The organism is Flavobacterium gyeonganense (assembly GCF_029625295.1).
Taxonomy (GTDB): Bacteria; Bacteroidota; Bacteroidia; order Flavobacteriales; family Flavobacteriaceae; genus Flavobacterium; species Flavobacterium gyeonganense.
On record NZ_CP121112.1, the window covers coordinates 4,322,699 to 4,344,409 of the forward strand.

17 protein-coding genes are annotated in these 21,711 nt (G+C 32.0%); 11 read left to right on the top strand and 6 right to left on the bottom strand.

Going from position 1 to position 21,711, the window contains the following annotated elements; translation table 11 throughout:
• Positions 1-183 precede the first annotated feature (183 nt).
• The 3 genes from P5P89_RS18710 to P5P89_RS18720 form a co-directional block, all read right to left on the bottom strand.
• Positions 184-588: a T9SS type A sorting domain-containing protein gene (locus tag P5P89_RS18710; protein ID WP_278009675.1), complete on the bottom strand. Its 405-nt coding sequence runs from the start codon at positions 586-588 to the stop codon at positions 184-186.
• A gap of 351 nt (positions 589-939) precedes the next feature.
• The gene (locus tag P5P89_RS18715) at positions 940-1,344 is read right to left on the bottom strand and encodes a T9SS type A sorting domain-containing protein (RefSeq protein WP_269235837.1); all 405 of its coding nucleotides are present in this window, start codon (positions 1,342-1,344) and stop codon (positions 940-942) included.
• Positions 1,345-1,692: 348 nt separating this feature from the next.
• Complete coding sequence (locus tag P5P89_RS18720) at positions 1,693-2,097, bottom strand: T9SS type A sorting domain-containing protein (RefSeq protein ID WP_278009676.1); 405 nt, start codon at positions 2,095-2,097, stop codon at positions 1,693-1,695.
• 775 nt (positions 2,098-2,872) lie between these two features.
• Between P5P89_RS18720 and P5P89_RS18725 the strand changes: the two genes are divergently transcribed.
• The 3 genes from P5P89_RS18725 to P5P89_RS18735 all read left to right on the top strand — a co-directional run bounded on the left by P5P89_RS18725 (position 2,873) and on the right by P5P89_RS18735 (position 5,330).
• The gene (locus P5P89_RS18725) at positions 2,873-3,745 is read left to right on the top strand and encodes an AraC family transcriptional regulator (RefSeq protein ID WP_278009677.1); all 873 of its coding nucleotides are present in this window, start codon (positions 2,873-2,875) and stop codon (positions 3,743-3,745) included.
• A 120-nt stretch (positions 3,746-3,865) separates the two neighbouring features.
• Positions 3,866-4,732 carry an alpha/beta hydrolase gene (locus P5P89_RS18730; protein ID WP_278009678.1) on the top strand — a complete coding sequence of 289 codons (867 nt, stop codon included), beginning with the start codon at positions 3,866-3,868 and terminating at the stop codon, positions 4,730-4,732.
• A gap of 88 nt (positions 4,733-4,820) precedes the next feature.
• On the top strand, positions 4,821-5,330 hold the full coding sequence (locus P5P89_RS18735) for a hypothetical protein (protein ID WP_278009679.1): 510 nt from the start codon (positions 4,821-4,823) through the stop codon (positions 5,328-5,330).
• A gap of 64 nt (positions 5,331-5,394) precedes the next feature.
• Here P5P89_RS18735 and P5P89_RS18740 read toward each other — a convergent pair whose 3' ends face one another.
• The 3 genes from P5P89_RS18740 to P5P89_RS18750 form a co-directional block, all read right to left on the bottom strand.
• A complete protein-coding gene (locus P5P89_RS18740) occupies positions 5,395-7,095 on the bottom strand; it encodes a T9SS type A sorting domain-containing protein (protein ID WP_278009680.1) in 1,701 nt (566 codons plus the stop codon).
• A gap of 65 nt (positions 7,096-7,160) precedes the next feature.
• Positions 7,161-8,129, bottom strand: a complete 969-nt coding sequence (locus tag P5P89_RS18745; protein ID WP_278009681.1) for a TerC/Alx family metal homeostasis membrane protein — start codon at positions 8,127-8,129, stop codon at positions 7,161-7,163.
• Positions 8,130-8,342: 213 nt separating this feature from the next.
• The gene (locus P5P89_RS18750; RefSeq protein ID WP_071636940.1) at positions 8,343-9,359 is read right to left on the bottom strand and encodes a glutamine synthetase beta-grasp domain-containing protein; all 1,017 of its coding nucleotides are present in this window, start codon (positions 9,357-9,359) and stop codon (positions 8,343-8,345) included.
• Between the two features lie 428 nt (positions 9,360-9,787).
• Here P5P89_RS18750 and P5P89_RS18755 point away from each other — a divergent pair, with 428 nt between their 5' ends.
• From P5P89_RS18755 to P5P89_RS18790, 8 genes are all read left to right on the top strand, one after another.
• Complete coding sequence (locus P5P89_RS18755; RefSeq protein ID WP_278009682.1) at positions 9,788-11,977, top strand: glutamine synthetase III family protein; 2,190 nt, start codon at positions 9,788-9,790, stop codon at positions 11,975-11,977.
• Between the two features lie 144 nt (positions 11,978-12,121).
• Positions 12,122-14,719 carry a T9SS type A sorting domain-containing protein gene (locus P5P89_RS18760; RefSeq protein WP_278009683.1) on the top strand — a complete coding sequence of 866 codons (2,598 nt, stop codon included), beginning with the start codon at positions 12,122-12,124 and terminating at the stop codon, positions 14,717-14,719.
• 251 nt (positions 14,720-14,970) lie between these two features.
• Positions 14,971-15,243: a T9SS type A sorting domain-containing protein gene (locus tag P5P89_RS18765; protein WP_278009684.1), complete on the top strand. Its 273-nt coding sequence runs from the start codon at positions 14,971-14,973 to the stop codon at positions 15,241-15,243.
• A 188-nt stretch (positions 15,244-15,431) separates the two neighbouring features.
• Entirely contained in the window at positions 15,432-16,481 is a 1,050-nt protein-coding gene (locus P5P89_RS18770) for a hypothetical protein (RefSeq protein WP_278009685.1), read from the top strand.
• Positions 16,482-16,570: 89 nt separating this feature from the next.
• Complete coding sequence (locus P5P89_RS18775; protein WP_278009686.1) at positions 16,571-18,400, top strand: tetratricopeptide repeat protein; 1,830 nt, start codon at positions 16,571-16,573, stop codon at positions 18,398-18,400.
• 750 nt (positions 18,401-19,150) lie between these two features.
• Complete coding sequence (locus tag P5P89_RS18780; protein ID WP_278009687.1) at positions 19,151-20,320, top strand: hypothetical protein; 1,170 nt, start codon at positions 19,151-19,153, stop codon at positions 20,318-20,320.
• Between the two features lie 276 nt (positions 20,321-20,596).
• The gene (locus P5P89_RS18785; RefSeq protein ID WP_278009688.1) at positions 20,597-20,989 is read left to right on the top strand and encodes a hypothetical protein; all 393 of its coding nucleotides are present in this window, start codon (positions 20,597-20,599) and stop codon (positions 20,987-20,989) included.
• On the top strand, positions 20,990-21,646 hold the full coding sequence (locus P5P89_RS18790) for a hypothetical protein (RefSeq protein ID WP_278009689.1): 657 nt from the start codon (positions 20,990-20,992) through the stop codon (positions 21,644-21,646).
• Positions 21,647-21,711: the final 65 nt, after the last annotated feature.

Genomic DNA, 21,711 nt, shown 5'->3' on the forward strand with positions numbered 1-21,711 from the left:
TAATTTGGTTACTATTTTTTAATGTTTTGATCATGTTGAAAGAATCTCTGCTGCTGCAATTGCCTTTTTAATGTATCGTAATTTTCTTCATAAATTAAGAAATAATGGAAATAGCTTTATTTGGGAATAGTAACAAAAAAAAACAGCCCGTCCAGAGCTGTTTTTTTAAACTGTTAAGTTTAATTATTTAGCTGCTATATTGCTTTTAGCGGAAGATCCTGTTTTGTAAACTGATGAAACTGGTTTTGGTGATAAAACGGCAATATTACCTTTAATGACAATTTCGTGTGTTGTAGTTTTTACGTTGTCTTCAACTTTTAGAAAATAGGTTCCTGAAGGGAATTCCTCAAAGCTGAAAGTTTTTAAGATTCCATCTTTACCTGAAGCTCTTTCAGAATAGATAAGATTTCCCTCATCGTCATATATGGATAAGTTTGCTTTTGTGATGTTATTTAATCCAAAAGTAACTTTATTACCATTTCCTTTAATCACGTGAAGAGTTCCACCTTCGCTTCCGTCAATTGCATATGTACTGATTCCTGAAAAAAGTACTGCTGCGATTACACTTAATTTTAATGTCTTTTTCATGGCTTTATTTTTTAAATTATTTGTTCTAATTTTATACTGCTAAATTACTTCAACAATGTAATAAAGTGCACAACTCTATTTTCTGATATATATGCTGTATTCTCATTTACGAAACCGTTATAGGTTAAAATATGAATTATTTATTACGTTAATGTTAATTTGATGATTATTTAATAAGATTCAGGGAAGGAGTATACATGTGAAAATCAGTCGGTTTCTTTAAATTATCACTAAAAAAGAAATAAAAAAACAGCTCAAGAACCACCAAGAGCTGTTTTAAAAACCGTTAAGTTTTAAACTTTACTAACTATCTAACCTCATTTTTATACTCTATGAAAAGTATAAACTTTTTTAACGTACTGCTACGCTTGTATTTTTAACAGAAGAGTTGTCTTTATAAACTGTTGAAATTGCTTTTGATGATAAAGCTACTTTATTATAAGAAACAATGATTTCATGTTTTGTTGTTTTTACACTATCTTCTATTTTTAAGATATAAGTTCCTTCTGGAAAACCTTCAAAGGTGATTCTTTTTAAGATCCCATCTTTGCCTGACGCATTTTCAGAATAAAGTACAGTTCCGTCCTGGTCATAGATTACTAATTTTGCTTCAGTTACCCTGTTTAATCCAAAGGTGATTTCATTACCATTTTCTTTGATAACATGAAGGATGTAATCATTTCCATCAATTGCATAACTGCTTATTCCTGAGAAAAGTACTGCTACTACTAAGCTTAATTTTAAGATGTTTTTCATGATTTATATTTTTAAATTATTGTTCTGATTTTATACTGCTAAATTACTTCAACAAGGTAATAAAGTACACAACTGTATTTTCTGATATATGTGCTGTATTCTCATTTACGAAACCGTTATAGGTTAAAATTTAAATTATTTATACCGATAATGTTAATTTGATGTTTATTTAACAAATTTTAAAAAGTAATTACAGGAGTAGAAAATAATTGCTTTTGGATGTTCTTATTAATTATTAGAACAAAAAAAACAGCTCAAGAACCACCAAGAGCTGTTTCAAAAACCGTTAAGTTTTAAACTTTACTAACTATCTAACCTCATTTTTATACTATGAAAGTATAAACTTTTCTAGCGTACTGCTACGCTTGTATTTTCTGCAGAAAATCCTGCTTTATAAACTGAAGAAACTGCTTGTGCTGATAATACTGTAGTATTATTAGTAATGGTAATTTCGTGTTTTGTTGTTTTTACATTATCTTCTATTTCTAAGAAATAAGTTCCTTCCGGAAATTCTTCAAAGCTGAAAGTTCTTAAGATTCCGTGTTTTCCGGAAGCTTTTTCAGAATAGATCAAATTCCCACTTGCATCATAAATTGATAAGTATGCTTTTGTAGTATTGTTTAATCCAAAAGTAATTTCTTTACCGTTTTCTTTAATTACATGAAGAACGTAATCTTTACCATCAATTGCATAAATACTTGTTCCTGCGAAAAGTAATGCTGCTACTACACTTAATTTAACTATCTTTTTCATGATATATAATTTTAAATTATTGTTCTGATTTCTATACTGCTAAATTACTTCAACAGAGTAGTAGAATGCACAACTGTATTTTCTGATATATATGCTATATTCTCATTTACGAAACCGTTATATGTTAAAATTTAAATTATTCTTGGTGTTTTGGCTTATATGGTTATTATTTTTCAATGTTTCTTGCTTGACTGAGAATATGAAATATAAATCGGTTTAATAATTAATATATCGCAAATTTTGTAAGAAAAAAATAAGGTTGTAATAATTTTCATCTGTTCTTTGATTTGTAAAAATGCAATTAGATAGTGTTTTAAAGGTGTTTTATTAAAGAAAAGTGTTGAAAAAGGAAAAAATGAGGATAATTTGAGAATAAATTCTCCCTACGGGTATTAGCACTATTTAATTAGAATTTGATAAAAATGATTACTATGTGTTTACTTTATTTTTTTTTAATTTTTTTCTCATAACAATTAAATCTCCAATATCTTATTTATGGTATGATTTATTAAAATTGTTCAAAGCAAAAACTAATTAGCTTTCCATTCGCTTTTGCATTTGAAGGTTAAGGTATTTTAAAATCTTTTTCATACTTTAGTTTTAAATTAAGAGTCTAATTGTTTGATGCTGAATCACTTTACGTGTAAAAGATTCTGCCTAATAAGGTCTGGAGGTTTCAATGCTGTATTCTCATTTACGAAAGCGTTGTAGGTTAAAATTTGAATTATTTTAGGTATTTTTGTTAATTTTGTTTTTATTATTTAATCTTTGAGAAATGAAACCAATTGCCCCAGCTCTTGAGATAATATCAAACTCATACGGAAGTTCTTTTACCTATACCAAACATGCGCATAAGACAAATAGTAAATCGCACCTGCTGCATTACCATCCCGAAATTGAAATTGTCTTTGTGAACGGTGGTGCAGGGAAGAGGCAGATAGGAAGCCATATTTCTTATTATACGAATGGTTCCCTGATTTTAATAGGCTCAAACTTGCCACATTGCGGTTTTACAAACGAAAAAACAGGAAATAAAGATGAAACCGTGATTCATTTTAAACCGGATTTTTTAGGAAATGAATTTTTTGGTATTCCTGAAATGAAAAAGATTCAAAAACTGCTCGAGCAGGCTAAAGCCGGAATTGCATTTGGTGGCGAAACAAAAAAAATAATAGGAACCAGAATGGAATTGATGGAGAATAAATCTCCGTTTGAGCGTTTTCTGACTCTTTTAAGTATTTTAAAAGATCTGGCATCTTCTGAAGAATATACCATTTTAAATGCAGACGGATTCCTGATGGAAATGCAGGTGACGGACAATGACAGGATGAATGTAGTTTTTAGTTATGTAAAAGATCATTTTCAGGAGCCTATTTCTGTAGATGAGATTTCGAAACTGGTGAGTATGACTACACCATCTTTTTGTCGTTATTTTAAAAAAATATCCAATAAAACCTTTACCGAATTCGTAAATGAATACCGTTTGGTTCATGCCTCTAAGCTTTTGGCAGAAAAACCTATTAGTATAAATGAGGTTTGTTATGAAAGCGGATTTAATAATTTCAGTCATTTCAGTAAGTCCTTTAAGCAATATACAGGCAAAAGTGCTTCAGAATACAGACAGGAGCACAGGGCTACGATTATGTAAAGATTCATTTTATAGCGTATAAAACGTAACCATCAATTTAGCTGATGGTTTTTTTATGCCTTTTTTGAACTTAAAGATTTATATTTATGATTCATAAAAAACTTAAAACTATAAAAAACTATGAGACATTTTAAAATACTGCTTTTTGTCTGTATACTCGGTATTGGAAGTTCTTATGCTGCTAAAGTAGATACGCTCGAAGTTGCCAGTACGGCAATGAACAAAACCTATAAAGCCGCTGTTGTACTGCCTAATTCGTATGCTAAAAGCAAAACAACATTTCCTGTCATGTATTTATTGCACGGTGCTTACGGACATTTTGGTGACTGGCTGAAAAATACGCCAAATAAAGAACTTGTAAAAAATTTAGCAGACCAATATAATCTGATAGTTGTAATGCCCGAAGGCGAAACGTTTAGTTTTTACATCGATAGTCCGGTGAATAAAGGAAGCCAGTTTGAAACCTTTGTAACTAAAGAAGTGATTCAGAAAGTGGATAAAACATACAGGACGATTGCTAATAAAAACGGGCGTGTCATTACCGGACTTTCTATGGGAGGTCATGGGGCATTGTATCTGTCTGCCAGAAATTCTGATTTATTTTGTGCTGCCGGAAGCATGAGTGGTGCTGTTGATATGAGTGGAATGCTAAATCGTGATTCTGCTGCTCAGGTTCTTAAATTGATTGAGCCTGTTTTTGGTGATAAGAGTAATGATATAAAAATGTATGAGCAGCACGCGGTTTTAAATATGATTGATAAAATAAAAGTCAATAAACTGCCACTAATTATTGACTGTGGCGTAGACGATTTTTTGATAGAACCGAATAAAGAATTACACAGAAGACTGGTATATAATAAGGTAGAACATGATTATACGGAAAGACCCGGCGCACATACCTGGGAATATTGGGAAAATGCATTGCCGTATCATGTATTATTTTTTAATAAAATACTACTTAAAAATCAGGAGATTACAAAAAAGTAAGTAAAATATTCCGAAAGAATGCGTTAAAAGTTTTTTTTGGTTTGATTTTTGGAATACCTTTAAGTATAAACTTTAAAATTTAAAAAATATGAAAAAGATATTGACACTTTTCGCAGTTGTTGGGTTATTTGCATTCTCTGGTTGCTCGGATGATGATAATGATATAGACAATGACACAATTAGCGAAGTAATAGAGGTAAAAGGTTATAATTTTAATTCTGGTAATGGATATAGAATTAGATACGATTTGAATCCTGAGATCTTTCCAGGTGATATGGTTTTAGTTTATAGATTAGTAGCTGTAGAAGACGGCGTTAAAGTTTGGAACCCTTTACGTGAAATCGCATTTGACAATAATGGGGCTTACGATTTTAGTTACAATTTTGAATTTTCCAGATTTGATGTAGATATTTTTATGTTAGGAGATGATTTAGGTTCGGTTAATACTAATTTGAGATTAAATCAAACATTTAGAATAGTGATTATTCCTGGGGCTGGAAATAATTTAACATCAAAAAAATCTGTGGATTTTAGCGATTATAACTCTGTTATAAAAGCTTACAATATTGATGATAGTAATGTTAAAATTGTAAAATAAGAATTATTTATAACTGTTCATAAAAAAAGGAAATCGAAAGATTTCCTTTTTTTATGAACATATTTTATTGTTTTATGAATTTTGTTTGGGCAGAATCTCTTCCCGCTCCTCTTCCTGATCTAATAAGCTGTATGTTAACGAAGTAAATTCCTGATGGTAAATTTGAAACATCTAATTGGGCTAGATTTGAATTTATTAAAGAATTGCTAATAGGGACAAATGTATTCCCTGTCTCATCGATAATTGTTATTTGGGATAGTGATGTAGATGTATTTGTGTTTTCAATGTTTAAAATTGATGTTGTTGGATTTGGATATATTTTTATAAACTCAGCATTATAAGATCTATGTGGGATTTCAAAAATTATTTTAATAATATTGCTTGAACAATATTTTTGTTGAACAGCATAATCATAATAAATCCTTCTGTAAAATTGTGTTTGGGTGTCGGTTAATCCATAAGTACGATTTTTTATGGGTAAATAATCTTTTGAATTCGCTCCAAAAATATCCTCCCAAGTTATACCATCATTTGAAATCTGCCATTGAACAAATTGTTGATAATCTCCTACTATTGGAGTTGCTACTTTGTCTACAGCTATAGTTTGATCACAGCAAATTATATTTTCTATGCTGTTATTACCAAGAGGTATTATATTTACAACATTACTTGCTGCGGACTTTCTATATTTTGTTTGTGGAGCATATTTTTCTTCAAGGATTAATCTTCTATATTCCATTGCTTGTTCAGTTTTAGCTGGAGTGTAATTAGCTTCTGTGGCTCCAGTTATATCTACCCAATTGTATTTAGACTCAGTAAAATAATACTTAAAATAAGACCATTGAGCGGGAAACTTAATTCTAGATTGCCATTGATAATTTGTTAAGTTAGTAGTCACTTGTTGACCTCTTGTTCCTTCAGTTTTAGTTGCTTGATTGCCAATTATAGTTTTAGGAGCTTCATCATTTGTTAGGTATTGATTGCCTACAATTGTATTGTCTACTAATGTAGAAGTTCCGTAAAAATTTGAAGGTGATGCCTTTATCACTCTACTATAGTTAGGACTTCTTCCGTCATTAAAAGTTGTTTTTTCTCTTAGGGTAGTATATTTATATATTCGATTACTTGTTTGACTTTTATATTCAAATTCATTTTCATCTACCCATACTTGCGACTCTATATTTTCAGCATTAACAAAATTATTATTAAATTCAGGTAATATTGGGAAACCTCCATATGGTATATATTGGAAATAACTGTCGGAAGATTCTGGAATTGTTGGAGTTGTAGGAGTAGTTGATGTTTCATTTTTCTTGACTGATATATTAGAGCTTTTATAAGCTACTCCTGAATAAGTTTTATATTCAGCATAAATATATCCTCCCGAAGTATTAAAATCGCCAGAATACAATTTTATACTGAAGCTTCTGGTGGTAACGTTTCCGGCACCAATATATATTGATCCTCCATCACCACCGTTTGCAATATTTGATCCTGATGCATTATCTTTTGAAAAATAAATTTTTATTGTACCCTGATCTCCAACACTGGCGTTTGTTGGGATTTTAATTTCTACAGACAATGAAACGGAAGAGGTTGACAACGATCCTAAATTAATTGCGCCGCTACTATAAGCAACGCCATTTACAAGTGTTGGTGTGAGTGTAACTTTTTGCCCAAACATAGAAATGTTTAGTAAGAGCAACAAAACGAAATAAACGTAATTTTTTCTCATAATGAAATTTAATAATTTATAATGAGGCAAAAATAGTTTATTAATAATGTTTAATCTTACTTTTTGTATCTAATTTTTAAGTTTTTATTTATAAATTATTCCTCATCTAAATCACTCAATTCTTTTTCCTCTCCAAATTTCAAAGAAACCAAAATTCCAACTAAAAGTGATAGGGCGATAAATCCTAAAGAAGCCCATTCCGGAACTTGAATATAATCGTGCAGCAGCATTTTTAATCCTACGAAAGCTAAAATAGCTACCAGACTGTATTCCAGATAACTGAATTTTGCCAGCATATTGGCTAAAAAGAAGTACATAGAACGCAATCCTAAAATGGCAAAAATATTAGAGCTAAATACCAAAAATGGGTCAGATGTAATGGCCAGAATTGCCGGAACACTGTCAACGGCAAATAAAACATCCATAACTTCAATTACAATTAAGGCAACAAATAATGGCGTAGCGGCTTTTTTTGCCGTTTTAGTGGCAATGAAAAATTTTTCACCTTCAGTTTCTGAGGTAATCGGAATAATTTTTCCTAAAGCTTTGTATACGAAAGAATCTTTTGGCTGAAAATCTTCATCTTCGCCCGAGAAGAGCATTTTTATAGCGGTAAAAATCAGGAAAATTCCAAATATATAAGTAGTCCATGTAAATTTATTAATTAACATTACACCAAAGAAGATCATTAATCCGCGGAAAACAATTGCACCCAGAATTCCCCAGAATAATACACGATGCTGGTATTTTTGCGGTATTTTGAAAGAAGCAAAAATGATGGCGATTACAAAAATGTTATCGACACTTAAAGAAAGTTCTATTAAGTAACCTGTAATAAACTTCATTGAAGCCACCGCAGGCTTTAGATTATCGGGATTTGCAATATAATCTGTGGTATAAAGCCAATAAATCACTCCTGAAAAGAGAAAAGATAGTGTAACCCAAATCAGCGTCCATTTGCTTGCTTCTTTGGTACTAATAATATGTGGTGTTTTATTGAAGACTCCTAAATCTAAGGCAAGAATAAAAACTACGGCCAGTAAAAAAATGATCCAGACTATCATAATTTGTTATTTTTTTAGGGTTTATACAAAGATAAGTGTTGAAGTTTAACTTAAGAAAGGAATTAGGTTAAACTTAACTTCAGGATTTTTAACTAAAAACCTTTATTTAATGGAGATTGTTAAAGCTTAGCTATTGTAAATCATTCGATTTTATGAATAAAAAAAGTGCCATCGTATTGATGGCACTTTTGTGAATATAAATTAAGCTTTGAATTATAGTGCTGAGTTAACAGTTTTGATAATTCTTGCAGCAATTTTGTATGGATCTCCGTTTGAAGCTGGTCTTCTGTCTTCCAACCATCCTTTCCATCCTTTTTGAACAGTCATCAAAGGAATTCTGATAGAACATCCTCTGTCTGAAACTCCATAAGAGAAATCATGGATAGAAGCAGTTTCGTGTTTACCAGTTAAACGTTGGTCGTTGTAAGCTCCGTAAACAGCGATGTGCTCAGCAGTTACAGGACGGAAAGCTTCACAGATTCTTTCATAAGTTGCCTGATCTCCACATGTTCTTAATACATTGTTAGAGAAGTTAGCATGCATACCTGAACCGTTCCAGTCTGTATCTCCTAGTGGTTTTGGGTGGTACTCAATATAGTAACCATATTTCTCAGTCAAACGATCTAATAAGTAACGTGCAACCCAGATTTCATCACCTGCTTTTTTAGCACCTTTAGCGAATAATTGGAATTCCCATTGTCCACAAGCAACCTCCTGGTTGATTCCTTCAAAGTTGATTCCTGCAGCGATACACAAATCAGCATGCTCTTCTACTAATTTTCTTCCGTGAGTGTTTTTTCCACCTACAGAACAGTAGTACATACCTTGTGGTGCTGGATAACCTCCAACTGGGAAACCTAATGGCAATAAAGTTTTAGTATCCATAATGAAATATTCTTGTTCGAAACCAAACCAGAAATCATCATTATCATCATCAATAGTAGCTCTACCGTTAGAAGGGTGTGGTGTTCCGTCAGCATACATAACCTCACACATTACTAACCATCCGTTGATACGGGTTGGGTCAGGATAAATTGCAACAGGAACTAATAAACAGTCAGAAGATCCACCTTCAGCTTGTCTTGTTGATGAACCATCAAATGACCAGTTTCCAAGTTCTTCTAATGTTCCTTTGAAATTTTCGTGCTCTTCAACTTTAGTTTTACTTCTAAGATTTTGAGTTGGTTCATATCCATCTAACCAAATGTACTCTAACTTAATTTTAGCCATAATAATATAAATTTATTTTTTTTGTTTTTTTCGCTGGGTCAAATATAGATTTATTTTTCAAGCCGTAAAAATTAGGGGGTGCATTTTGTTTCAATAGATATAATTTTTTACATAAGCGCAATTTTGTATGGGGTATATTTAAAAAATAGCAATTTTTTAATGTTTTAAAAATAAATTCGTAATAAACATGTGCGTTTTTTGAATTAATTTTCATTACAATTATGAAAAATTGTTTGTTTCTTTAGTAATATTCGTATGTTTTGTTATATTTTTTCAAAACCATTTCGAAATTCTTTGCAAAACGTACCTTTTGTTGCTAAAATGCTTTTCAAAAATCTAAAAGTTATAGTTAAAAAAGGCTTTTTTATTCTTTATATTTGTCCCTTGTATTTTTAATCAAATTATTACGAATTTTTAAAATTATATACATGTCAACATTACGTTTTCAGGCCTTGCAGGAAGCTTCATCAAGAAAGCCTGTACATTTTGAGGAAATTGACAGAAAGTCAACTATTTTCGGGGCAAATGTTTTTAATGAGAAAGCAATGAAGCAGTATTTGACTTCAGATGCATTTAAAGGAGTGAGGGATGCTATTCAGCACGGAACCAAAATAGACCGAAAACTGGCCGATTATATTGCCATGGGGATGAAAGAATGGGCTTTGGCTAAAGGTGTTACCCATTATACACACTGGTTTCAGCCGCTTACCGGTACTACAGCAGAAAAACACGATGCCTTTTTTGATGTATCGTATGATGGAAGTGATCCTGTAGAAAAATTTGGCGGAGCACAATTGGTGCAGCAGGAACCAGATGCGTCAAGTTTCCCGAACGGTGGCATCAGAAATACATTCGAAGCCAGAGGATATACGGCTTGGGATCCAACCTCACCGGCTTTCATCTACGGAACAACTTTATGTATTCCTACCGTATTTATTGCATATACAGGAGAAGCTTTAGATAATAAAATTCCGTTGTTAAGAGCTTTATCAGCTATGGATGAAGCAGCGACAGAGGTTTGTAAATATTTTGACAAAAACGTAAAAAAAGTAACGGCTACTTTAGGCTGGGAACAGGAATATTTTTTAATTGACAGAGCTTTGGCCAATTCCCGTCCTGATTTAATGATGACGGGAAGGACATTGTTAGGACATACTTCTGCAAAAGGACAGCAATTAGACGATCACTATTTCGGATCTATTCCAACACGTGCCTTAACGTACATGAGAGATTTAGAACAGGAATGTATGTTGTTGGGAATCCCAGTAAAAACGCGTCATAACGAAGTTGCTCCAAATCAGTTTGAGCTGGCTCCTATTTTCGAAGAAACCAATCTTGCTGTGGATCATAACTCTTTATTGATGGATGTGATGCAAAAAGTAGCAGAGCGTCATGATTTTAAAGTTTTATTCCACGAAAAACCATTTAAAGGTGTAAATGGTTCAGGAAAACATAATAACTGGTCACTGGCAACTGATACAGGAGTTAATTTATTGAGTCCGAGTAAAACACCAATGAGCAATTTACAGTTTTTAACGTTCTTTATTAATACTATAAAAGCAGTTAACGATTATGAAACTTTACTTAGAGCTTCTATCGCAACAGCCAGTAATGATCACAGGTTGGGGGCAAATGAAGCGCCACCGGCTATTATTTCGGTATTTATTGGTGAGCAGTTAACCAAAGTTTTAACTGAACTGGAAAGTGTGACGACGGGTAAATTATCTCCTGAAGAAAAAACCGATTTAAAACTGAATGTTGTGGGTAAAATTCCGGATGTTCTTTTGGATAATACCGATAGAAACAGAACATCTCCTTTTGCTTTTACAGGAAATAAATTTGAATTCAGGGCAGTAGGTTCAAATTCAAACTGTTCGAATGCAATGACAACCTTAAATGCTATTGTAGCGAAACAATTAAAGGACTTTAAAATTGAAGTAGACACTTTAATCGATACGAAAGGTTTGAAAAAAGACGAAGCAATCTTCAATGTTTTGAGAGAATATATAAAAGAGTCCAAAAAAATCCTTTTTGAAGGTGACGGTTATAGCGATGCCTGGGAAAAAGAAGCTGCGAAAAGAGGTTTAAGCAATTTTAAAACTACACCGGAAGCTATTAAAGCCAAAGTTTCTAAACAGGCCTTAGAGTTATTTGCAGAATTAGGCATTTTGAATCATGTTGAAGCTGAAGCCCGTTATGAAATAGAATTGGAGGAATACACTAAAAAAATTCAGATTGAAGGCAGGGTTTTAGGTGATATTGCCAGAAATCATGTCATTCCAACAGCAATTCGTTATCAAAATACTTTAATTGAAAACGTAAAAGGACTGAAAGAAATTTTTGGTAAAGAATTCGAAACTATTGCCAAAGAACAAATCATTCTGATTAAAGAAATTTCAGGTCATATTGAAGGCATCAATTCAAAAGTGGAGGCGATGACTAATGAAAGAAAAACAGCAAATAATTTAACAGATGCGCAAAAAATGGCTGAGGCTTATTGTAATAAAGTGAAGCCATATTTTGAAGATATTCGTAATCATTGTGATAAGCTTGAATTATTGGTAGATGATGAAAGCTGGACGCTGACTAAATACCGAGAGCTTCTGCTTACGAAATAAAAAATAATTGATTGTATTATTGAAATGCCTTTCCGGTTTTCGGAAAGGCATTTTTTTATTTCTGATTTTAGAGGGGTAACAATTGTAAGTTTAATTTGATATAGAGTTGTGTTTACAACTTTATTAACCTCAAAATATTTTACTATGAAAACAATTGTACGTCTTATTACAGCAGTACTCGTTTTAATGTCAGGATCTGTTTCTGCACAGAAATATCAGGACACCTTAATAACGGTCAGAAATGTCAGATTGCATTATGAATATGATGTAAGCTGGACCAAAGAAGTTAAAACCAGAAATATTGATGAATTTATTAAAAACCAATCTGAACCTTCGATTAAATCTTCCACACAAATTCAGTCTATTTTACAGAAGATAAAATTATCTAAAGAGCCCTGTGTTAATTCGGGATTTGAAAGTGGTTACAGCGGATGGACCGGATTGAGCCTCAAACACGGAGTTACAACACTTCCTATTGAAAACGGCTTAACACTTAATCCAGGCGTTTCAGCATTGCCTTTTACGGGTACAGCATCCGGACAAAATTTTACTTCAATCGAAACAACAGGTACAGATGCACTTTTATTAGCATCGACTCCTTCATTTTCAATGTCTAAAACAGCACCGGGTTCCACTGGTACACAATCAATTCGTTTAGGAAATGATCAGCCGGGTTATAGTGCAGAAGGGATTGCCAAGCGTTTTGTGGTAACAGCAGCAAATGCTAAATACTATTTTCAATATGCGATGGTAATGGATAAAAGCCATTCAAATCCAGATGGAAGTGTAAATGGTTCTGAAGTCTTTTTTATCGCTGAAGCGGTCGATATGACCGGAGTAACTGTTGATAAAATGGTAGATATTGCGGCTCCATCGAATCCTTTTATCAGTGCTACTAATACTCCTGGTGAAGGAATCAAGTACTATAGAGACTGGCGTTGTGCTTATCTCGATTTGTCAAGTCATATTGGCAGGGAAGTGGTAATTATGTTTATAAACTCTGATTGTTCTGCCGGAGGTCATAACGGCTATACCTACATTGATGATACTTGTACAGCATGCAAAAATACTTCTGAAGGAGTTATTGATTTAGATTTAAAAGGACATGATTGTATAAATCCGAAGCAAACTTTTAATGGCACATTTACTGTTCCCAGAGCAGCAACCAATGTACAGATTAGTTTTGAGATTTATCAAAACGGAACAATGCTGAACAGCATATCCGCCAGCACAGTTTCAGGCTCCAATTATACAGTTGATGTAGCTGCAACGGATTTTCCAAACCAGACACCCGGTACTTGTTACGATGTAGTAGCAAAACTGACCTTTAATTTAGTTGACTTGAATGGAAACGTACAAACAGTTGTTCAGTATTCTGCAAATCCTGTTTTAGGGGTACAATACGGACAAACAGCAGGTTTTGATAATGACATCTGTTTTTGTATCAATAATTTAGGGGCTTATTGCTGTGATTCAGAAAATCTGGTTGTAAACGGTAACTTTGAAGCTGGAAATTCAGGCTTTACAAGTTCATATACTCTTGACCCAACTACTTATCCGGGACAATACTACGTAACAAATACTGCGGCGGCTTTTGGAGCAATAGTAACTGATCATTCGTTTTGTGCTGATCCTGTAGTATATGCATCAAACAGCAAATATCTGACAGTGAACGGAAAAACACAGCAAACTGGTTCTTCTGTAATTTGGGAACAAACAATAACCGGATTAAGACGAGGAGAAAAATACCGTTTTTGTGCTAATTTCAAAAACATGAAACAATGCACTTTTGATATTCTTCCGAAAGTCAGATTAGAAGCAGGCAGTACAACTTCAGCTGTGTTTACAGTAAATATGGCAACTGCTAATGCCTGCGACTGGCAAAATGCAGATCTGGTTTTTACAGCAACAGGAACCAGCGAAACCGTTCGAATTTATCTTGATGAAACGGGTAATGGTGACGGAAATGACTTAGCAATTGATGATATTTATGTAGGTGCTTTGGGAGATCCTGGGCTTGCGATTACGGTACAGCACAATGGAACCAGCAATGCGATTATTGCATCGGTTAATAGTATCGCAACGTCAGATGACAGTATTAAAGGTGATTGTAGAAAATACCACTGGTATGTAGCCGAGGTTACTTCATATCCTTCTATTGTGATTGACTGGAGTACATTTGCCCACGGAAACAACTCTGGAAGTAATCTGCCTCCTTTTGCCGGAACTTCATCGCCAACAACATGGGATCTTACCACTACTTTTTCCGGTTATACTTTTGCAAACAATAAGTTGTATATCATTGGAATGTACACACCGGAATGTGATTGTTATGACAGTGGTTTTACCTATCAGTTAACATTTAATACCACGTCTAAATCTGCCAATGCTGCCGGAATTACAGAAGAACAAAAAGCAGAAATTATTGATGCTATTTTAAATGGTTTAAAACCGGGCAAAACAGATGATTCATCAACTACTAATGAGCCGGACACAAAAATCAAAGAGAATGTTCAGCTTTATCCTAATCCTGTAGCAAATGAATTAACTGTTTCTGCTTTGAATGAAACAATTTCTGAAGTTATTATTTCAGATTCAACAGGAAAAACAGTTAAAAAGCAATCTTTTGTATCTCAAAACAATATTGAAAAAATCAATGTATCTAGTTTACCGCAGGGACTTTATTTTGTCAAAGTGATCAGTGATAAAAATACCTACGTGTCGAAACTGATTAAAGATTAAAACATTTACGGTAAAATGTCAAAACGGGCTATCTATAATTTTAGGTAGCTCGTTTTATAAGACATAAAATCATTATTTATAGTGATTCTTTTCGTTTGGGTAAAAATTATTTTTGCTTAAAATGACTAAGAATCTTAAGGTTAGTTTCTTTTATAATAAACTCAATATAATTTTTATTCAATGAAAAGTATTTTACTCGTTTTTTTCTTTGTTTAAGTGTTTGCAGTTATGGGCAATATGCTAAAAAAGATTTGCCTGAAAATTATGTTTCTGAAGCAAATGATTTGTTTTTTGAGAAAACGGTTGTGCATCTAAATCCTTCTTGCCGATTATTGAATATAAGCAATGCTCTTCTCGATAAAATTACAGTTTATGATATGTTGGGTCAATTACAAAAAACAGTTGTGATTTTAACCAATAAGGAAGACCATCTAATTGATCTTTCCCAGCTATTGAAAGGTACATATTTCATTGTTTTGGAAAAGGATGATAAAACAGCCAGGAGAAAAATCATCATTAATTAGAATTTATTAAGAAATGGACATATCAATCAGGTCAATAAATTTAAAAGGATTTTTTAAAGCTATCTAACATGTTGAAATTCTAAGTGTTAATGCTTCAGTGAATGAAAGTAAAGAATATTTTTTTAATGAAGGCTGTTTTGTTTTTTAACACGGTTAGTTGTTTGGCTCAACCTTCAACGAAATATACTATGGAGGAATTAAAAGCAAAAAGCAAAACAGAAATTATTGAATTGGCACTGGAAATTCTCAAGCAAAAGCAGCCTTCATTGGTAATTGATGCTGATGATTTTGAAAGTACTGCATGGCAAAACAGTAAAGAAACAATAGTAAAATTTAGAAGATATTTTCGCTTTAGTCCTTTAAATGCAGAGCAAAATCAATATTATGACATTTCAGTTAACTTAATTACAAAACAAGTTTTTCCGTTTGATTCAATGTTTAATTTTACTTTTTATATTCCAACTGAAGATGATAAAAAGAAACTTGATTTTATTAAAAGTAAAACTTATTTGCCAAAACAGCCAGAAAAAAACATAACTATCACGGAAAATGAAGACCATTATTGGATAAGCAATAGCACTAAAAATTCACTCATTAAGTTTTTTATAAACAAAAAAACAGGTTTCAAATCGGTTTTTTTGCAAGGCACGTATTCTGTTCCTCAGGTAAAACCTGTTTTTGAATCTACTTATGACCGTGAAGAAAAGGTAAAACTTTCTGGAGGAGATGAAATTTCAAAAAAAGAAATTATTGATATGGCTGTTGCTTTATTGAATAAGAGGCAGCTGTTATTAAAATGGAATTTTAATGATTATGAAGCTGAGGTTTTAGGTGACAGTAAAAACACATTCGTTGAATTTAAAAGAATTATAAGATATATTCCTTTTAGTACCGATCCTGAAAAACGTTTTTCTTATGATGTGATAGTCAATGTAAATACAGCTGAAATTTTACCATTTGATGACTTTTTTAAATCGGAATTTTATATTGTAAACGAAAATGATAGAAAAGCAGTTGCCTTTATAAAGAAAAAATTTGGAGATTTTTCAGCTAATTTTGAAAATACAATTTACGAAGGTGAAGAAGATTATTTTATTGATATTAAAAATGAGTATTCGTTTGGCAAATACACAGTAAACAAAAAAACGGGAATAATAAAGACTGAAATTCAGGCTTCTTTTGAACCAACGCGAAAACCTATAATTGAAAATCCGGATAATTATATTGAAATCAAATAATTGAAAATGAAAAAAACTACAGTTTTTATCAAAAAACAGAAGAAGTTTATTTTAGTACAGAATTCGCTTTTCCGATAGCGGTGATTGTCATGGCTTCTATTATTACCTATGGATTGCTTTACTTTTTTGGTATAGCTTTGGCTGTGATTTTTAATGTAATTATTTCTTTTATCGGAAGTTTCTATTTCTATTATTTTGGTAAATCATCCACAGCTATTACTTTGGATTTTTTAATTCGGGTTGCATTAGTTTCTGTTTTCTTTTTATTTATGGATTATGGAGTTTTTGCGCTCGTTAAATATCAAAAAACAGACGTTTTCAATAAAATGTATTTTTATCTATGGTTAGCAATTATTTTAGGAATTCCTCTTTTATATTATATTTTTCAATACAGCCGATACTATTATAAAGAAACAAAGAATGCAGGAACATATATAAAAATTTACCTTACAGTGCATCATGACAGGGAATTGCTTACTGTTATTGATACGATACAGTTTGTCAATACTGTAAAACGTACTATGTCGGATATCAAATTAGAAAAGCCTGATTGTTTCTATTCGGATGCGGAATTAAAAAAAATGGATGATAATAGCGTTAGGAATTATCTGGGAAAAGATGCTTTTAGAGGTTTAATGCATTTACCTTTCGATGCAGATGTACTTTTTATCTCCTGGTATTCTATTATTGAAGATAAATATTATGATATTGAAGTACCTTTTCCTTTTGAAAAAATGGTTATCGAACAGGAAAAATATCCAACAAATGTTTCAGAAGTTTTGAGAGGCAAAAAATCAAAACCGTTAAATCTGCATATTCATGCCAATGGCGGAATTAGGATTTTTAATGTTGATGGGGTTTTAATCGATCTTCCGGAAAGTATTCCGACAGTTATTTCTGAGGAAGAACGAAATAAAAAAATAGAAATCTATAGGGATTTACAAGATTATTATCGCACGCCAAAAGCTTTTGAAGAATTGATAGAAAAAATTAAATCATCTAACGGAATTGAAGAACGTTTTCTAATACAAAACAAAAAGTTTAACTGGAGTATGCATATTTCAGGTCTGAAAGGCAATAATTATTTAGATGTTTTTGATGTTTCTTTCAGTAAATACAAAACTGAAATAGCCGAATTGGATATGCCTGAATTTCGATTTTTGCCAAAAGAAATCGGAATTGTTTACAGAGGAAATTATTTGTATGACTGGCTTAATCTATACATCAATACACAGGAAATTTATCACTGTATACAAGAAATCGAGAGCGGAAATGAATGCAGTCCTGTTTCTTTTGAACTTGTTTTTGAAGATTTGACAGAAACAGGTTTAAAATTCACAATCAGGTCAGGCGACAAATTTGTGATGTTTAATAATTGGAAAATTAATATCAGAAACGACCGTAAGCAAGACATGACAGACCATCTTCTGCATATCGATGAAGATCAGCAAAAACGTGCTTTATATAAGGAAGCATGGGATTTGGTTGCTAGCAAACAATACGATCAGGCGCAGGAAAAATGCGACACTATTAAAGCAATCGACCCGGGATATGGTTTTGCTTATTTTTTGGAGGTAAGATTATTATGGTACAAAGAAGGATTTGAAGCCTGTTACACCAAACAGGATTATTTTATTGCTAAAACCCAACATGAACCTGCTGCATTGGCACACATGTACAACAATTACGGGTGTTTGTATGATCTGGAATTAAAATATGATCAATCATTATCATATTTTGAAAAAGCGATTCTTGCTAATCCAAAAGATGGTATGTATGTTTGTAATCTTGCCGAAATATACTGTAAATTAAATCGGCCTAAAAAAGCATTTGAAGCTGCTGAAAAATCCAAAAAATTAGGGCACGAATCACCAACCTTGCATGCAATTTTAGAAAGTAAAGGATTACGTTATTTATAGAAAATCATTACAAATAGTGATGTTTAAAAAAGTCAATAATAATACATTTGACTCACTATGAATATCTGCTATGAAAGGATACAAATTATATAAAAACGTAAACCCGGTCTATTTTAATTTAGATGAATTACTGATAAATATTATTTTACCATTAGTAATAGCATCTTAATATTTCTTGGGTACGAAAAGCACAATTTTATTCAATGTATTTCTTTGCTGTAAGCGCCAATTATTTTCATAAAAATTTAAAAAAAATATTTCCCGTCTTTTAAGGATAATAAATCCGTTTTTAGACCTGGCCTTATCTGGTTTTGTTTTAATTATATTCATTGTTTTAGAAATGTTGATTTTGGATTTTATTTATTGGTTTTGTACCAAAAAAATAATGAATTCAATCGAATAAGTGTTATGAAGCAGAAATTTCTTTTCCTTTTGAGAAATTTATAGAATAACAGGAAAAAAGTTTGACAGATAAATTTAAAATATTTAGCAACAGTGAGACAAAATCGTTGTATTTGCATCTTTATTTAAATGGGGTGTCAAATTTTTTTTGTAATGTGATACTAGCAGATTGTCCTGAAAATAAAGAAAGAGATGCCAATTGATATCAATAAAAAAAGAAAATTAGTACTATAATCTCAACTAAACCGGTCAAAACTAAATAAAATACCGAATGAAGCGTTAACTATTTATTAAGAAAGAGTCAAGGAAGAAATTAGGAAAACAGAATACCTTTGAGATCAAATAAAGATGCACAATAAATTATACGCCAAAATACAGGAAGAATTTAATCAAATTGCTGATACGTTTATAGAAAAAGAGATCGATGTATTAGCAGATGAAAATCTAATTACGATTCAGTCAAAATATAATCTTTACGATATCCAGCCTTATTTTGCAGAATTGACCAATAATGTATTAGCAAAGGATGTAAAACTGACAATTGAATCTGAAGAGGATTTTGATCCGGAAACAGATGATTTATACGAGTATAAAATCAATTTTGAAAACAGTAAAGCTTATCTTAAAAGGGAACATTATGGCGGAGGTATTTTTTATAGTACCCTTTATGAATACACAGAAGAGCATCACAAAAGTTTTTCGGTATATCAAAATAAAGAGAACATAAAAGTAACCAATCTGAGTTATCTCTATTTTAAAAATGGAATACCAGATCAGTTTATAGAATGTACAGAATATGGTATTTCGCTAAAAACATATACTTGCGAAAACGGAATCATTAAAAGTTATAAACTGGAATGGCCTGAATACGATCATTATTGCATTGGTGAATTGACTTTTGATAATCATGAAAATTTAAAAATGATTACAGAAACAGCTTCAGACGGAAGAATCCGTGTTGTATTTGATGCCACGGTTTCGACTGAAGATATTGAGGAAGCGTTAGCAGAACTAGAAACATTTCTGGTAGAAAATATTGCAGATCAGATTATTGAAAAAGTCAAAATAGAAGAACCTGTTTATTGCATATTATTTGAATACTCCATGCAGGCACCTTTTCCGCCAACAATTGCTTTCGGAATAACTTCAGAAATAGATGGAAATTTTCAGGATAAGGAATTATTTGAACTGTACAGTTCGCCTGATATGAAATATTTTTCTGAGAATGAAGAACCGAATCCAATTAATATTGATTTTTATCCACTTGCTATTCAGCCAAATTATTTGATTACTACTTCCTATGGCGAAAATATTCCATCACAAGAGGAAGAAGCATTTATGATGTGGGAAAAACACGTATTTGATACTTATTTAAGGGTTTGCAAACGATTAATGCATTTCGATTTTTCAAAATCTTTTACAAAAACAGAAAATTTTTTGGTAATGGCACGTGATTTTGAAAAATGTAATGAAGGAGATTTTTATCAAAATATGCTGCATTACAGAACCAAAAAATAAAAATTTTACGCTGTTTTAATTAATACTCAACATATTTTTTAGGATGTAGCTATTGAGTAGTTCTGCATCACTTTCATATGTAATTCACTATTTCGCTGTCTTTCATTATAATTAAAAATGGTTTTAGATCAATCCGTTCGTTATTAATATTCTAAAAGTATTCTTTAATAAATTTTGCTGTTGGTTAAAAGTAAAATCATTATTTCTAGTGAGCGTTACTAAAAAACTCAGAATTAGATTTGCATTATAAAATTATAATCAACTAAAAAATAACTCATGGGATTAGCAGAAAAACGTTTAGCAGAATCAATTAAAGTTGAAAAACTTCCTGAATTTGAGGCAAAGCTTAAAGAGAAGGCAGGGTATGATATCAAAGTAGATATTGACTGGAATACTTTTACAGCTTTTAATCAATATCCGCTTGAAAGATTAGATATTATTTTCGATGATTTGGAATCATTCGTTAAAAAAATATGTGCTGATGATATGGGAAAAGAAGCTTTAAAAGAAAAAATGACAACAATCCATTTGACTAACACAGAAAATAATGATGAAGTGAAAATGGAATTAAACGACAATACTCTTTATCTGACGCTTCAATTAGTTCAGACGTCTTTTAGTGCACAAACAGATTCGCAGATTGCTGATTACGTAGAAAAGATGCTGTAAATGATTGCGTCTTATAAAAAGAATCTTTTCATAGAATTTCCAGGCTGGTTTATAAAACTTGCTGATTTTGCCGACAGAGCAGATGATGTTTACAGTTTGCCTAAGATTGAACTGGTATTGCATACTGGAAACCTCATTCGGGGCTGTATCATAGGTTATGACAGAACCCAACCTGAAAAACTATTAATGGTGATGGGAATTCCAGATTCGGATCCAAAACCTGAAATCACATTAGTTTCCGGATCTCAGGTGGCAGCGATAAGCTTTATAGACGCCAATGAAACGTTAAGAATACTTGAACCTAATGCTACAATTAGTGAGTTAGAATTAAAACGTACAGCCAAAAAAGTTGAAGAAGACTTAGAAAAAGGGATTACGTCTAAAATCAATCTGATTTTAGATAGTTATCCTGAAGAAAACAGAAAACTGGTTTTAGATACTATTAAATTCCTTCCATCAATTTTTGAATCGCTGACAAATGACGAATTAGGAAAAAAAGCCGTGGCAGAAAATATAGAAAACATCAAAATTTCGATAGCTGAAGCGGATTCTGCAATTTTAGAAAACAAAGAACTGCAAATCACTGTAAGTGCGGGCTACAAATTTCCACATAAAGAAAAAGAAAGACTCAAAAAAGAGATTGAGAACGTTTTGTAGCACATTTCTTTTCAATTTTAAAGTACAAAAGCTATTCTGATAAATTCAGAATGGCTTTTTTTAAA

What these genes read in the sequence shown, in the direction of transcription:
- P5P89_RS18710 (WP_278009675.1), bottom strand. Translation starts at nt 588, where the DNA reads ATGAAAAAGACATTAAAATTAAGTGTAATCGCAGCAGTACTTTTTTCA.
- P5P89_RS18715 (WP_269235837.1), bottom strand. Translation starts at nt 1,344, where the DNA reads ATGAAAAACATCTTAAAATTAAGCTTAGTAGTAGCAGTACTTTTCTCA.
- P5P89_RS18720 (WP_278009676.1), bottom strand. Translation starts at nt 2,097, where the DNA reads ATGAAAAAGATAGTTAAATTAAGTGTAGTAGCAGCATTACTTTTCGCA.
- P5P89_RS18725 (WP_278009677.1), top strand. Translation starts at nt 2,873, where the DNA reads ATGAAACCAATTGCCCCAGCTCTTGAGATAATATCAAACTCATACGGA.
- P5P89_RS18730 (WP_278009678.1), top strand. Translation starts at nt 3,866, where the DNA reads ATGAGACATTTTAAAATACTGCTTTTTGTCTGTATACTCGGTATTGGA.
- P5P89_RS18735 (WP_278009679.1), top strand. Translation starts at nt 4,821, where the DNA reads ATGAAAAAGATATTGACACTTTTCGCAGTTGTTGGGTTATTTGCATTC.
- P5P89_RS18745 (WP_278009681.1), bottom strand. Translation starts at nt 8,129, where the DNA reads ATGATAGTCTGGATCATTTTTTTACTGGCCGTAGTTTTTATTCTTGCC.
- P5P89_RS18750 (WP_071636940.1), bottom strand. Translation starts at nt 9,359, where the DNA reads ATGGCTAAAATTAAGTTAGAGTACATTTGGTTAGATGGATATGAACCA.
- P5P89_RS18755 (WP_278009682.1), top strand. Translation starts at nt 9,788, where the DNA reads ATGTCAACATTACGTTTTCAGGCCTTGCAGGAAGCTTCATCAAGAAAG.
- P5P89_RS18760 (WP_278009683.1), top strand. Translation starts at nt 12,122, where the DNA reads ATGAAAACAATTGTACGTCTTATTACAGCAGTACTCGTTTTAATGTCA.
- P5P89_RS18770 (WP_278009685.1), top strand. Translation starts at nt 15,432, where the DNA reads ATGGAGGAATTAAAAGCAAAAAGCAAAACAGAAATTATTGAATTGGCA.
- P5P89_RS18775 (WP_278009686.1), top strand. Translation starts at nt 16,571, where the DNA reads ATGGCTTCTATTATTACCTATGGATTGCTTTACTTTTTTGGTATAGCT.
- P5P89_RS18780 (WP_278009687.1), top strand. Translation starts at nt 19,151, where the DNA reads ATGCACAATAAATTATACGCCAAAATACAGGAAGAATTTAATCAAATT.
- P5P89_RS18785 (WP_278009688.1), top strand. Translation starts at nt 20,597, where the DNA reads ATGGGATTAGCAGAAAAACGTTTAGCAGAATCAATTAAAGTTGAAAAA.
- P5P89_RS18790 (WP_278009689.1), top strand. Translation starts at nt 20,990, where the DNA reads ATGATTGCGTCTTATAAAAAGAATCTTTTCATAGAATTTCCAGGCTGG.